This window comes from Streptomyces sp. NBC_01235 (genome assembly GCF_035989285.1).
Taxonomy (GTDB): domain Bacteria; phylum Actinomycetota; class Actinomycetes; order Streptomycetales; family Streptomycetaceae; genus Streptomyces.
In genome coordinates this window covers 4,156,693-4,169,693 of record NZ_CP108513.1, presented here as the reverse complement: position 1 = coordinate 4,169,693, position 13,001 = coordinate 4,156,693, and the positions used below count along the sequence as shown (strand labels likewise).

Below are 13,001 nucleotides of genomic sequence, written 5' to 3'. Positions count from 1 at the left end.
CGGTCACCCCTCGCACCGCCTCCGCCGGGACCGTCGGAGAGGACGCTCTCGAGCGTGGCGTCCGGAAGCCGCCGGTCTTGTCGGGCGGCTGCCGTCAGGGTGGACGTATGACCTTCACAGCGAACGACGTGGCTTACGCGCCACGAGCCATCCCGCCCGGCGTGCTCGACGAGCTTCGGGTCGTCGATGACGCCGGACGGAGGACGGGATCATTCGCCGACGGGGAGGGCGGGGCGCCGCTGCGGTGCTGTCTGCGGCGCAGTGCGGTGGGGGAGCGGATCGCGCTCGTCTCGTACGCGCCGCTGCGTCGTTGGGCGGCCGGGGCGGGGGTCGACCCCGGGGCCTATGACGAGCAGGGGCCCGTCTTCGTCCACGCCGGCGTCTGCGCGGGGTTCGCCGGGGACGGGTACCCCTTCGCCCAGGCGCACCGCACCGTGCGGCGGTACTCCGCCGAGGGCCGCATCCTGGGCGGCGCGCTCGTCGGCGTCGGCGGGCTCGACGCGGCGTTCCAGGACGCGTTCGACGACCCGGACGTGGCGTTCGTGCACGTCCGGGCCGTCGAGTACGGCTGTTTCCTCTACGAGGTCAGACGGCCTTGAGCTCCGCCGCGACCAGCTCCGCGATCTGCACCGCGTTCAGGGCCGCGCCCTTGCGCAGGTTGTCGTTGGAGACGAACAGGGCGAGGCCGTTGTCCACGGTCTCGTCCCGGCGGATGCGGCCCACGTAGGACGGGTCCTTGCCGGCCGCCTGGAGGGGGGTCGGGATGTCGGTGAGGACCACGCCCTCGGCCGCGCCCAGCAGCTCCGTGGCGCGCTCCACCGACAGCGGGCGGGCGAAGCGGGCGTTGACCTGGAGGGAGTGACCGGAGAAGACCGGCACCCGGACGCAGGTGCCGGAGACCTTGAGGCCGGGGATCTCCAGGATCTTGCGGGACTCGTTGCGGAGCTTCTGCTCCTCGTCCGTCTCGTACAGACCGTCGTCGACGATCGAGCCCGCGAGCGGTACCACGTTGAAGGCGATCGGGCGCTTGTAGACCTGCGGCTCGGGGAAGTCCACCGCCTCGCCGTCATGGGCCAGCTTGTCCGCGTCGGCGACGACCTTCTGCGCCTGGCCGTGCAGCTCCGCCACGCCCGCGACACCCGACCCGGACACCGCCTGGTACGTCGCCACGACCAGCGCCTCCAGGCCGGCCTCCGCGTGCAGCGGCTTCAGGACGGGCATCGCGGCCATCGTCGTGCAGTTCGGGTTGGCGATGATGCCCTTGGGGCGGTTCGCGATCGCGTGCGGGTTCACCTCGGAGACGACCAGCGGGACGTCCGGGTCCCGGCGCCAGGCCGACGAGTTGTCGATCACGACCGCGCCCTGCGAGGCGACCTTCTCGGCCAGCGCCTTCGAGGTCGCGCCGCCCGCGGAGAACAGGACGATGTCCAGGCCCGAGTAGTCGGCCGTCGCCGCGTCCTCCACCGTCACGCCGTCCAGGCTCGTGCCCGCCGACCGGGCCGACGCGAACAGGCGCAGTTCGGTGACCGGGAAGTCGCGCTCCTTGAGGATCCTGCGCATGACCGTGCCGACCTGACCGGTGGCTCCGACGATTCCGACCCTCACAGCGACTCCCTTACGTGTTCCTGCATGTCTGCGGCTTTTCCATGATGCGGCCGACCCTGGTCCGCCTGTCCAATTCTTTGGACGCCATGCCCGAGGGCTGGGACGCCCCGACCGGCTCACCGGTTGCGAAACTCCGGCCCGGACCCCCGCTGAACTGCAGAAATTCGCCCTGTGCGGGCCTGGTGCCGCAAGCTGTGCTGCGTCGCGCGACGGTGTGACGTACGCCTCGGCGAAACTCCGGGAAACCCGGCCGAACGTTTCCGTGCGCTGCGGCGTCGTAGAGGAAACGCGGGGAGGGGAGGGGTGGCTTTGCTGCGCAGAAAGGCCCGCCGCGCCCAGGAAGACGGGGCCGTACACGGCGACGATCCTCTGGACGCGGCGCAGGAACGCCGGGTGCGGGCGGTGCTCGCGCTGGGCGGGGTGCCGCAGGCGGACCTGCCGGACGGGGTACAGCAGGTACGGCTGCGGCTGCTGGAGCGCGCCGCGAAGGGGTACGAGGCCCCGCGCGACGTCTCCGCGTGGGCGGCGGTCGTCGCCTCCAACCTCGCCATGGACTGGCACCGAGCCAAGCGTCGTCAGGAGCGGCTCGGCGAGCGGCTGGCCTCCCTGCGCCAGCACGAGCACCCCTCCGGCGAGGACACCAGCGTGCTCTCCCTCGCCGTCGCCCGGGGCCTGGACGACCTGCCCGACGCCCAGCGTCAGGTCCTCGTCCTGCGCTTCTACGCCGACCTGCCGGTGCGCTCGATCGCCCAGGAGCTGGGTGTTCCGGAGGGCACGGTCAAGAGCCGCCTGCACACGGCGGTACGGGCCCTGCGCGCCCGCCTGCACGAGGACGAGGTGGTGTGACGTGACCGCGGAACACGAGGACCGCGCCGGACACGGGGGACCCGCGGGCGGCGCCGGGCCGGACGCGCTGATGGCGGCGATCACCGGCGAGCGGCTGCCCGACGAGAGTCTCGAGGACGCCGCCTTCATGACGGAGTACCGCTCGGCGACGGCGGACATCGCCCTGTTGCGCGAGCAGCTCGGCCTCGTCGCGGACACCCTGCTCGCGGACGCTCGGATGCAACCGGCCGATGAGGCCCGGGAGCACGCGACCGCTCCCGTACGACAGCACGCGACCGCTCCCGCACGACAGCTGCGGCTGCCCCGACGCCGCCTGCGCCCCCTGGCCCTGCGCGCCGTGGGCGTCGCCGCCGCCGGCGCGCTGGTCCTCGGGGCCGGGTGGGTGGTCCTCCAGGCCGGGCACGGGGTGAACGACGGCGCGGCGGACAAGACCTCCGCCAGTGACGCCGGCGCCGGCGAGGCGGGCGCCAAGGCGTCCGAGGGCGCCGGCAGTGCCCTCGGCGACCCCGGTTACCTCGCCTGCGCCCGGCTGGTCGTGGAGGGCGACGTGACGGACGTCCACCGGTTGCCCGGCACGACCCGCGAACGCGTCACCCTGCGCGTCACCCACGCGTACAAGCCCGCCCGGAGCGCCCCAGAGGTCGACTTCGTCATGGAGGACGACATGGACCCGCTGCTCGGCGAGGGCGACCACGTCCTGGTCGCCCTGGCGAAGGGGGCCGCCATCCCCGACGTCTGGGCGGTCGGCGAACCCGACATCGCCTCCGAGCGGGAGGCGCTCACCCGGGCACTGCCCGACACGGAGGGCGTCACCTGCGAATAGGCCGCGGGCCGGACTGCGGGCCGGACGGCGGGCCGGCCGCGAACGGGCGAGGGGCGGGCGCCCGTCCGGACGCCCGCCCCCGCACTCCCGCTCAAGGTGTTACGGAGTGACCTTCTCGATCGTCACGTTGCCGGCGCCCGCGACGGTGCCCCGCGCGTTCACCAGCTGGACCTGGCCGAACAGGACCCGACCCTCCGGCGCGGTGGCCGCGGCGGTGACGGTGGCGGAGACGGCCGCCGAGGCGCCCGTGGCCAGCTTCACCGGCGTCGACTCGTCGACGGTGACGGTGCCGAGCGTGGACGAGAGGAACGCGTCCACGTAGTCGTACGCCGTGGTGCCGGCCGGGACCGAGTAGCCCGCGACCTCGATGGTGTACGTGCCGGCGGCGGGCGACGGGATGGAGACGGCCTCCTCCGAGTCACCGTCGGCGGACTGTCCGACCTGAGTGCCGTTGGCGTCGAAGACCGTCAGGTCCAGGTCGGCGGAGGCGTCGGAGACCTTGCCGATGGAGACGTCCAGCGACTTGGCGCCGGCCGGGACCTCGACCGTGGTGGTCTGGGTCTCGCCGTTGGCGATGGTCGGGCGGGCCGTCTTGGACGAGCCGAGCGGACCGCCGGCCAGCTTGCCGTCGAAGGCGGCGAAGTTGTTCGTCACCTTCCAGGAGACGGCGGCCGGCGTGCCGACCTTCGCCTCGGGCACGGTCACGTTCTCCGGGTCGAAGACCGCGCCGTAGACGGTGGCGTCCAGCGTGTACGGGTTGTCGAGCAGCGGCGAGGTGCGGCGCGACTCGACCTCGATCTCCCAGACCCCGGCCTGCGGGTTCTGGTACGAGCGGGCGTCGGGCCGGCAGCCGTTGGTGTTGGGGTAGTTGCTGTAGCAGTAGATCGTGGAGCTGTCCTCGACCGCCGTACCGTACGGGTGGATCGAGATGAACCGGGTCTGGCTCTTGTCCTTCAGCCCGCCGATCGCGACCTCGAAGGACTTGGCGCCCTCGGGCACGGTCAGGAAGTAGGACTGGGAGCTGTTGCGCTGCACGGTGTTCGAGACGTGGAACGTGTGCTTCACCGGCGTCGAGACGATGACCGTGTTGAGGATCTGCTTGTCGAGGCCCTCGGTCTTCGGGTCGTCGACCTCCAGGATCGCGCTGGCGATGCCCGCGGCCTTCGGCTGGGCCTGGATCTTGACCGTCACCGGCTTGTTCAGCGGCAGCTTCACCTCGTCCGAGCCGAGGATCCTGAAGGTGCCGGCCGCGTTGTTCTCGAGGTGCAGCTCGTGGCGGATCGCCTTGTCGGCGCCGGACGTACGGGTGAGGGTGACGTCGTACGTCTTCTTCTGCCCGGCCTTCAGGCCGCTCTCGCGGTCGTAGATGCCGGTGCCGAAGCCCGGCGTCTTCAGCGCCTGGTCGAGCGCGGTGTCGACCGGGGCCTTGACCGTGTAGTCGTGGGCGGTGGCGCCCTTCCTGATGGACTTCCAGGCGTCCACGATGTTGATCGCGCCCGCGCCCTCCTCGTAGGCCTGCAGACCCTTGATGTGGTCGGCGGTCGAGGTCAGCGCCGTGCGCAGGATCGCCGGGGTGAGCGCGACCTTCTGCTGCTTGGCGGCGGAGATCAGCAGCGCCGAGGCGCCCGCGGCCTGCGGGGAGGCCATCGAGGTGCCCTGGAGCATCGAGTAGCCGGCCGGCAGCGAGTAGCCGGACTCGGCGACCGGCGCGCCCGGCAGCCAGGTCTGGGTGGTGTTGATCGCCGCGCCCGGGGCGACGAGGGTCGGCGTGAAGCCGCCGTCCTCACGCGGGCCGCGCGAGGAGAACGGCAGCAGCGCGTACTTCTTCGTCACCTGCGAGCCGTAGTTGGACGCCCAGGTCTCCTTGGAGATGGCCGCGCCGACCGAGATCACCTTGTCGGCCAGACCGGGGTCGCCGATGGTGTTGGCGCCGGGGCCCTCGTTGCCCGCGGAGATCACGAGCTGGACGCCGTAGGTGTCGATGAGGCGCGTGTACAGCTCGGCTCGCGCGTTGTTGCCGTCGTTCAGACCCGGCAGACCGCCGATCGACATGTTGACGATGTCGACACCGCGGTTGACGACCAGGTCGATCATGCCCTCGGTGAGGGCGACGTTGGTGCAGCCCGGGCCGAAGATGCAGGCACGGGCGGAGACGATCTTCGCGCCGGGCGCGGCGCCGTTCATCCTGCCGCCGAACAGTCCGTTCGCGGCGGTGATGCCGGCGACGTGCGTGCCGTGCTCGCTGGCGATGAGACCGATGTTGGCGAAGTCGGCCTTCTTGCCGACCCAGTCGCCGCCGAACGGGTCCATCGGCACGTCCTTGCGGATCTGCACGACGAACGGCTGCCGCTCGGCGACGTCGGTCGCCGGGTTGTCGGTGCCGAAGTACCCGATCTGGTAGCCGTCCTTGTACGGCTTCATCGCGGCGTCGTCGGTGAAGTCGCCGTTGTTGTTCACGTCGACGGTGACCGTGCCGGCCGCGGCGTCGTACAGGACGCCCCACGTGTCGGTGGTGTCGCCGTCGCGGTTGACGTCGCCCTTGGCGTCACCGCCCGCGGTGGCGGACTCCCGGAAGAGGTTGATCTGGTACGAGCCGGCCTTCGCCGTCCAGGCCCGGCCGCCGAAGGTGAAGCTCGGGCCGGACACGGAGGTCGTCATCGGGCGCCAGGAGGCGTCGCCGTCGAGGATCGGGTCGGTGGACGTCACCCAGTCGACGATCTTGCGCTCGCCGGTGGTGGTCTTCTGCAGCGCGGGGTGCGCCAGGTCGACACCGGAGTCGAGGATGCCGATGGTGACACCGCGGCCGTCCGCCTTCGGGTTCTTCTTCACGAAGTCGACGGCGCCCGTCTCGAAGGACGGGTTGTACGGGTTCTTGGCGGGGGTGTTCTCGTCCGGCGCCGCGTAGGTCTTCGTCTTCGTGGCGGACGGGGCGGACTTGGCGCTCTTCGCGGTGTCCGCGTCCGGCGTCGGGTCGTCGAGGGCGATGTCCTGCCGCAGGTCGATGGCGTGCACCGAGGTCAGCTTGGCCGCGGCGGCGATCGCCGAGTCGGCCTTGGCCGTCGGGACGGTGGCGCGGACGTAGCCGACCTTGTCGTAGGACTGGCCCACGGAGCCGCCCTTGACCGCGTCCAGCTCCTTGGCGACCTGCTCGGTCTGGCCGGGGGCGGTCGCGACCATCAGCGTGACGTTCTTGTCGCCGTCGGCCTTGGCCTCGGCGAGGAGGCCGGCGTCGTCGGAACCGAGCTTGTCGTGGGCGGACTTCACGCCCGGGTCGGCCGCGGCCGGGGTCTGGCCGGCGTCGGCGGCGAGGGCCATGGGTATCGGCCCGGCCGCGGACAGCGCGGCCACCAGGCCGGCGGCCACGGCTATGCGGGCCACGCGTCTTGCGCCCGATATCGGTTCACGCTGGGGGGTGAGGGTCATCGGCATCCCTTGTAGGTAAAGGAACGAGCAGCACATGACCAGGACGTTCCTGCCTGATCACGGTCGTCCGGAACGCGGTCCCGGATGACCGCAAAGCTTTACCTAAGGGGCTGCTGTTTGGGGAGAGTTGACCGAATCGATATGGATGTATGGGGAAAACCCTCTACGAGCCACCTGTGTGGATGCTGCGTGCGGACTGTGTGCGCGATGTGCGGGATATTGCCCCTCCTGATCCGCCTCGAACGGCTAGCGTCCCTGTATGCGCAAGAGGTTGAGGGTGGCGGCCTACGCCGTCTGTGTCCGCGACGGCCGAATTCTGCTCGCCCGCTCACCGGCCCCCGACGGCACCCCCGAGTGGGTGCTGCCCGGCGGCGGCATGGAGCACGGCGAGGACCCCCTCGACACCGTCGTGCGCGAACTGGACGAGGAGACCGGCTACCGCGTCGAGGTGACCGGCCTCCTCGGCGTCGACTCCTCCCGCCGCGTCTTCCGCCGCGGGGGCCTGCGCGGTCCCAGGGACCACCACGGTCTGCGCATCGTCTACGAGGGCCGGGTCGTCGGCGGCGAACTGCGCAACGAGGTGAACGGCTCCACCGACCTGGCCGCCTGGCACGACCTGGAGGCGGTCCCGGACCTCACCCGGGTGCGACTGGTCGACGTGGCGCTGAGACTGTGGCGCGAACGGCCGGTGGACGGACGGGTGTTCGTGCCGCCGGAGGCGTGAGGCAAACCGCTCCCACAGACTGAGTGGGAGTGAGTCCTGTTGCCAGTACTCACGCTCAGCCGAACCCCCCGAACGGTGTCGGGCGTTCTGGTTGCCCGCTTCCGCTCCGCTCCGCTGCCGGGCGGCACGGATCTCGTCCGTGGTCCGGGGACGCGGGGGCGGGCTTCCTCACGCCGTCGTGCTCCCGGTCGCCGGATCGGGTGTCCGAGGGCGCGTCGCCCGATCGCGATGCGGACCATTCGTCAGATGGGCGAGGGCGGCGGGGAGTTGGAGGAAGAGCCGTCCGGTGTCGGTTGTCCGCCTTCGTCCCCGGCGGACGCGCGGACCGCGCCCCCGACCGACGCGATCTGCCCGCGCGGCACACCGTTTCGGCCGCCTGCCCGCGCCGGGCCGGCGCCCACCGAAGAAGGCCTGGGCCCGGCTCGACCGCCGTACGGACGGAACGTCGTCACCGTCGCCGGTCGGCGTGCTGGGTCCCGTACTGGACGGCGAACACGGTGCCGGAGTCCCGGGCCGTGTTCGTCTGTCCAGACGCGTTCGCCCGGAGCCCGTTCAGCAGGGTGGCGTCGACGCCGGACGCGAGGCGGGCGAGGGGCTCGCCGCAGGAGGGGTCGCGCCGCAGCAGCGCTGCCAACTCCAGCGTCCAGTAGCCGAACAGGGCCCGCCGTACGTCGTCGGGGGTGGCGGAGTCCTGCACGAGTGCGGCGTTGCCGTCGAGCCGGCCCTCCAGTCCGGCGCCGTGGTCATGGCCGCCGTCGCGGTCGGCGCGCCGGAACAGGCCGACGACCGTGTCCCTCGTCTCCAGCCACATGTCCGTCGCCATCGCCGTGACCAGAGCGGCGGCCCCCGCCTGGGCCAGGACGGCCAGTTCGTCGTTCACGGGCACTCCTCCATGGACGCTCCCTCATCGCTTTCCGGTGATGCGGATGTGCTGGTCGCCGTTCTGGGCGGCGTAGACGACACCCTTCCTCGACGCCTTGTTGACCTGCTTCGAGGCGCCCTGAGACGACCCGTCACGCCGGCCTGCCGCGGCCACGTCGTCCCCCGGCTCCGCCGCCTTCTCCGCTTTCTCCGCTTTCTCCGCCTCGTCCGGCGGCAGCCAGCCGGGGGTGTGCAGCCACGCGGCGGCGGTGAACTCCTTCACCTTGACCTCGACCTTGCGGAAGGCGGCCGGATCGATGCCCGAATAGCCGTGTCGTACCGTCTCGTCGTGGACGTGCTGCGACAGCAGCAGTGACACGGGCACGGTCCGCGGAGCCCGGGCAAGGGCCGCGCGTGCGGCAGGCGCGTCGAGCAGGCGAGCCAGGATCTCCAGCGGGCTGCCCGCGACCTCGCCGTCCGGCGAGAGGGAGACCTCCCCGGCGTGGAGCGCGACGCGGACCCGGATCCGGGTCGCGCGGTCGTCCTGGGCGCTGTTGTGGTCGCGCAGCAGGCCGGCGAGCTCCTGGACGAGGGGGTGGACCAGACGCGCCTTCGGCGTCCCCGCCGGTGCCGTCACGCGCAGACCGTCGCCCAGATCGGCCCGCACGCAACGCTCCCAGTCGACGCCGCTGCGACGGAACGCCTCGCGGAGCAGCGTCCGCAGCGCCTCGCGGTTGCGCAGCAGTGCCACGTTCCCCCGCCCCGACGACTTCTCGATGTCCACGGCCAGTACGGCCCGGTACTCCCACTGTGCTTCCATGCGGCCCTTCTCCGGATCGGCGGCGGGGTGCGGCACGGCGCGGAACGCGGGTGTGCGCGCCCGCGCCGTCCCGTCCCCCGGTGTCCACTGTTCTCCTGGTGCGGCACGAACAACTCGTAGGAATACAGGGTCTCGTAGGAATACCGGGTCGCGTAGGAAACCGGGGTTCGGGGCGCACACTGAGTCCGGGTGGTGTGATCGATCCCTTGGGAGAGGGGTGGGGCCATGGACGGCGACGCGCGCCGCGAGGCGAACGGGCGGCGGCCGGGTGAGGTGCGGGACTGGCCGCCGTCGAGCCTGCTCGGAGGCCTGGGCCCGGCCGACCGGGACCTGCTGCTCGCCCTGGGGACGCGGGTGCGCTACCCGCCCGACAAGGTGCTCATGCGGGAGGCGGACCGGACGGACTTCGTGCTGATCCTGCTCGACGGCCTGGTCAAGGTCACCGGGCACGCCGACGACGACCGCGACGCCCTGTTGGCCGTCCGGATGGGCGGGGACGTGGTCGGCGAGTTCGCCGCGGTGGACGGACAGCCCCGCTCGGCCACGGTGACCACCTGCGGGCCGGTCCTCGCGCAGAGCGTGACCCGGGCGGACTTCCTCGCCTGCACCCGGGACGAGCCCCGGATCTCCCACGCCGTCAACCGGACCGTCGTGGCCAAGCTGCGCTCCGCGACCACCCACCGCGTCAACTTCACCGGCTGCGACGCGGCCACGCGGCTGGCCCGAGTGCTGCACCATCTCGTGATGACGTACGGGGAGCGGGCCGGCGAGGGCGCCGTGATCCGCTGGCCGATCACCCAGCCCGAACTCGCCGGTCTGGCAGCCGCGTCGGAGCCCAGCGTGCAGAAGGCCCTGCGCCGGTTCCGGGACCTGGGAGCGGTCACCACGGGCTACCGCTCCATCCGCGTGGACAGCCTCTCCCGGCTGAGCGACATCGCCTTCGGCGATCGGTGAGCGCGATCGGTGAGCGGCGAGCGTGATCGGTGAACTTTCGAATTCTCGAACTTCCGTTTGCCTCAAGGGAGTTGAGTCCACTTGTGTGCGGCGGGTGGCGAAATTGGAGGGGCCCGACACGAAACCATAATTTGACGGGGGTGCCGTGAGCGCCCGTGGCTAACGTGACCGCCTGGACGGACCGGGTACGAACACGAGGGCGGGTGGCCATGGCGAGCACGGACGAAGGCGACGGTGGGAACACCGTGAACCGGGCCGACGTCGGCGGGGACGCCAACGCGCCCGTGATCGCGGGCAATTACAACGTGGTGGTCGGCCCGCAGTACGGGTCGACACTGACCGTGCTTCTCGAGGGCGAGCGGCCCGAACCCGTACGCCGCGACCAGGTCACGCTGCTGCCCCGGAAACCGGGCACCCCGCTGGGCCGGGAGACGGAACTCGCGGCACTTGCCGAAGCCCTGGCCGACCCCCGCGGCGGGGCGGTGCAGTTGTGGGGGCCGCCCGGAGTCGGCAAGAGCGCGCTCCTGCGCCACGCGGCCCACACCCTCGCCGCGGGACCGGCCGGAGTGCTGTTCCTCGACGCCACGGGACGGGAGCCCGAGGACGTCGCCCAGGACATGTTCGAAGCCTGCTACGACGCCCACGGCTACGCCCCGTCGCGCCCCGAGCTGCGCCGCCTCATGACCGGCATCGAGATGACGGTGTACGTCGACAACGCCGAGTACACCGCGGAGCAGCTGCGCACTCTCATGGACGCGGCCCCGCACGCGACCTTCGTCTTCGCCGGCCGCGACCGGTCGCTGCTGGGCGACGGGGTACCGCTGCCGCTCCAGGGGATCGACCGGGCCGCCGCGATGGAGTTGCTGGCCCGCGAGCTGGGCCGTCCGGTGGCGGCGGCGGACGAGCAGGGCACCGCCGAGGCCCTGTGGGAGACCGCGTCCGGCCGGCCGCTGCTCCTGCTGCGCGCGGCGGCGCTCACCCGCCTGGACCCGTCGGGCGAGGGGGCGCTGCCCCGGCCCGGCGCGGTGGCGGAACTGCTCCCCCTGCTCTTCGACCGGCTCGACGGCCCGTCGACGCGCGCCCTGCGCCTCCTGGCGACCCTCGGCGACGCCGAACTGGACCCGGTGCACATCGGCGCCCTGAGCGAGGCCGCGGATCCGACGGCCCTGTGCGCGGACCTGGCCGGCCTCGGCCTCGCCCAGGAAACGGAGCGGGGCTACCGCGTCGTGACGGACGTCGTCCCGGCGCTGCGGGAGCGCGTCGGCGCCGGCCTGGAGCCGTCCGTCGCGGAGGTGGAGCGCCTGTGCCGGCACTTCACCGAGTGGATGACGCGGCCGACGACGACCCCGGCCCAGGTCGCCGACCACGCTAAGGCCCTGGAAATGGTCGCCGAGCTCGCCGAGCACGCGGACCGGCCGGACCTCGCCGTCCAGGTCGTACGCGCCGCCTCACCCGCCCTCGCCCGGTCCCTCCGCTTCGGCGTCTGGGGCCGCCTCCTCGACCAGGGCCTGCCCGCGGCCCAGCGCGCGGGCGACCGCCAGGCGGCGGCGTACTTCACGCACGAGCGCGGCGTACGCAACTTCCTGACGGGCAACCGGGTCCTGGCGGGAGTGCTGCTGGCGGAAGCGGCGGTTCTGTGGCGCCAGCTGGGGGACCTGCACGGCGCGAACGCCGCGACGGCGGCCCAGCAGTACGTGCCGCCCCAGCCCCAGCCCGCGCCTCCCGACGGCGGAACAGCACTCGGCTCACCGCACACGGACGGCGGCGCCGGACAGGGAGTGAGCGGCTCGACGGCTCCGGACCCGTCGGCTGGGCACAGCGCGGCTTCGTCGGGACCGGGGTCCGGACCGGGATCTGGATCGGGACCGGGCGCCGATCCGACGTCCGCCCACAGCGCGGGTTCGTCGGGGTCGGTTCCGGATCCGACGTCCGCGCACAGTGCGGCCACGCACGGGACCACGGTCCATGCCGACCCGGTGACGACCGCCCACCACGCGCTCGCGACGCCGCCGCCCGGCGTGGGGGAGACCGGCGCCGTCGCCCATTCGTCGGCAGCGGGGGCCACGTCCGCGGGGACGGCAGGGACGGCAGGGACGGCAGGGACGGCGGGGACGGCGGGAACCGTCGGGACGGCCGGGGCGGCCGCGGCCCTCAAGGTGATCGCGGTGGTCGCCGCGATCGTCATCGGTGCGGTGGCCGTGGACCAGAACCGGAACCAGAACGCGAACGAGCCGACCACGGGAAGCTCGGTCGTCCAGACGCCACTGTTCGACACGGACCTGTACAACACTGATCCGCCGTACACGGACGACTCGTCGGACACCGGTCTCGAGGAGACGGAACCGGAGGTGACGGAATCCGCGGAGACCGGCCTCGCGGGGATCTGGTCCTCGAGCGAGGGAGGGACGCTCGAGTTCGTCGAGTCCGGATACGGCAGCTACACGGTGACGAGCGAGAAACCCTGCGGCGGCACCGAGACCATGGAGTTCACCGGCAGCGGCGACACCTACACCAGCACGCAACCGCTGTACGACGAAGCGGACGACAGCTGCGATCCGGCCGTCCTCGGCGAGGCACTGATGACGATCACCCTCGACCCGGACGGTGACACCGCCGAAGTCACCACCCAGATGACGTCGGGCGTCGACGACACGGTGTCGTGCACCACCTGCACTTCCTTCACGCTCACCCGCGAGTCCTAGGAGCCAGGCCCATGCCCCGCAAGCACCCCAAGCACCCCACCAAGAACACCGTCCACATCGGCGGCAACGCCTCCGGTGTCGTCGTGGCCGGCAACGGCAACAAGGTCGAGGCGGCCGGAGAACCACAGCCCGCCGGCCCTACGCAGACGAACACGGCAAAGGAACACGGCACCTCCTTCTCCGTCCAGAACGGCAACCTGTACGTCAACGAGGACGACGCCCCGTCCCCGGCCGACGAGTGAC

At 72.0% G+C, this 13,001-nt stretch carries 11 protein-coding genes and 1 pseudogene; 7 read left to right on the top strand and 5 right to left on the bottom strand.

Translation table 11 applies throughout. From position 1 onward, the window contains the following. Nucleotides 1-107: 107 nt before the first annotated feature. Nucleotides 108-599, top strand: a complete 492-nt coding sequence (locus tag OG289_RS18320; protein ID WP_327315095.1) for a DUF1203 domain-containing protein — start codon at nucleotides 108-110, stop codon at nucleotides 597-599. Here OG289_RS18320 and OG289_RS18315 read toward each other — a convergent pair. Further along, nucleotides 586-1,605 (bottom strand): aspartate-semialdehyde dehydrogenase, encoded by a 1,020-nt coding sequence (locus OG289_RS18315; protein ID WP_327315094.1) that lies wholly within the window; start codon nucleotides 1,603-1,605, stop codon nucleotides 586-588. The two genes, OG289_RS18320 and OG289_RS18315, sit on opposite strands and share 14 nt — an antisense overlap. Nucleotides 1,606-1,908: 303 nt before the next feature. Between OG289_RS18315 and OG289_RS18310 the strand changes: the two genes are divergently transcribed. Together OG289_RS18310 and OG289_RS18305 are read left to right on the top strand one after the other, a co-directional pair. Beyond that, nucleotides 1,909-2,451, top strand: coding sequence for a sigma-70 family RNA polymerase sigma factor (locus OG289_RS18310; RefSeq protein ID WP_327315093.1), 543 nt, complete (start codon nucleotides 1,909-1,911; stop codon nucleotides 2,449-2,451). 1 nt (nucleotide 2,452) lies between these two features. Next, entirely contained in the window at nucleotides 2,453-3,274 is an 822-nt protein-coding gene (locus OG289_RS18305) for a hypothetical protein (RefSeq protein WP_327315092.1), read from the top strand. A 99-nt stretch (nucleotides 3,275-3,373) separates the two neighbouring features. Here the strand turns inward: OG289_RS18305 and OG289_RS18300 are convergent, their stop codons facing one another. Further along, a complete protein-coding gene (locus OG289_RS18300; RefSeq protein ID WP_327315091.1) occupies nucleotides 3,374-6,697 on the bottom strand; it encodes a S8 family serine peptidase in 3,324 nt (1,107 codons plus the stop codon). 259 nt (nucleotides 6,698-6,956) lie between these two features. On the opposite strand from OG289_RS18300, the gene OG289_RS18295 reads away from it, so the two are divergent. Next, the gene (locus OG289_RS18295; RefSeq protein WP_327315090.1) at nucleotides 6,957-7,421 is read left to right on the top strand and encodes an NUDIX hydrolase; all 465 of its coding nucleotides are present in this window, start codon (nucleotides 6,957-6,959) and stop codon (nucleotides 7,419-7,421) included. A gap of 59 nt (nucleotides 7,422-7,480) precedes the next feature. On the opposite strand, the pseudogene OG289_RS18290 reads toward OG289_RS18295, so the two are convergent. From OG289_RS18290 to OG289_RS18280, 3 genes and pseudogenes are all read right to left on the bottom strand, one after another. Beyond that, nucleotides 7,481-7,651 (bottom strand): annotated as a pseudogene (locus tag OG289_RS18290) (IS200/IS605 family accessory protein TnpB-related protein); the annotation flags it as partial. 218 nt (nucleotides 7,652-7,869) lie between these two features. Continuing rightward, entirely contained in the window at nucleotides 7,870-8,301 is a 432-nt protein-coding gene (locus OG289_RS18285) for a hypothetical protein (RefSeq protein ID WP_327315089.1), read from the bottom strand. Between the two features lie 24 nt (nucleotides 8,302-8,325). Then, nucleotides 8,326-9,102 (bottom strand): hypothetical protein, encoded by a 777-nt coding sequence (locus tag OG289_RS18280; RefSeq protein ID WP_327315088.1) that lies wholly within the window; start codon nucleotides 9,100-9,102, stop codon nucleotides 8,326-8,328. Between the two features lie 225 nt (nucleotides 9,103-9,327). On the opposite strand from OG289_RS18280, the gene OG289_RS18275 reads away from it, so the two are divergent. From OG289_RS18275 to OG289_RS18265, 3 genes are all read left to right on the top strand, one after another. Next, nucleotides 9,328-10,056 (top strand): Crp/Fnr family transcriptional regulator, encoded by a 729-nt coding sequence (locus tag OG289_RS18275; protein ID WP_327315087.1) that lies wholly within the window; start codon nucleotides 9,328-9,330, stop codon nucleotides 10,054-10,056. 209 nt (nucleotides 10,057-10,265) lie between these two features. Then, nucleotides 10,266-12,758 carry an ATP-binding protein gene (locus tag OG289_RS18270; protein ID WP_327315086.1) on the top strand — a complete coding sequence of 831 codons (2,493 nt, stop codon included), beginning with the start codon at nucleotides 10,266-10,268 and terminating at the stop codon, nucleotides 12,756-12,758. 11 nt (nucleotides 12,759-12,769) lie between these two features. Next, nucleotides 12,770-13,000 carry a hypothetical protein gene (locus OG289_RS18265; RefSeq protein WP_327315085.1) on the top strand — a complete coding sequence of 77 codons (231 nt, stop codon included), beginning with the start codon at nucleotides 12,770-12,772 and terminating at the stop codon, nucleotides 12,998-13,000. Nucleotide 13,001 lies beyond the last annotated feature (1 nt).

Bases quoted from the DNA above. Each gene is read 5' to 3' on its own strand.
- OG289_RS18320 (WP_327315095.1), top strand. From the start codon at position 108: ATGACCTTCACAGCGAACGACGTGGCTTACGCGCCACGAGCCATCCCG.
- OG289_RS18300 (WP_327315091.1), bottom strand. From the start codon at position 6,697: ATGACCCTCACCCCCCAGCGTGAACCGATATCGGGCGCAAGACGCGTG.
- OG289_RS18295 (WP_327315090.1), top strand. From the start codon at position 6,957: ATGCGCAAGAGGTTGAGGGTGGCGGCCTACGCCGTCTGTGTCCGCGAC.
- OG289_RS18280 (WP_327315088.1), bottom strand. From the start codon at position 9,102: ATGGAAGCACAGTGGGAGTACCGGGCCGTACTGGCCGTGGACATCGAG.
- OG289_RS18275 (WP_327315087.1), top strand. From the start codon at position 9,328: ATGGACGGCGACGCGCGCCGCGAGGCGAACGGGCGGCGGCCGGGTGAG.
- OG289_RS18270 (WP_327315086.1), top strand. From the start codon at position 10,266: ATGGCGAGCACGGACGAAGGCGACGGTGGGAACACCGTGAACCGGGCC.
- OG289_RS18265 (WP_327315085.1), top strand. From the start codon at position 12,770: ATGCCCCGCAAGCACCCCAAGCACCCCACCAAGAACACCGTCCACATC.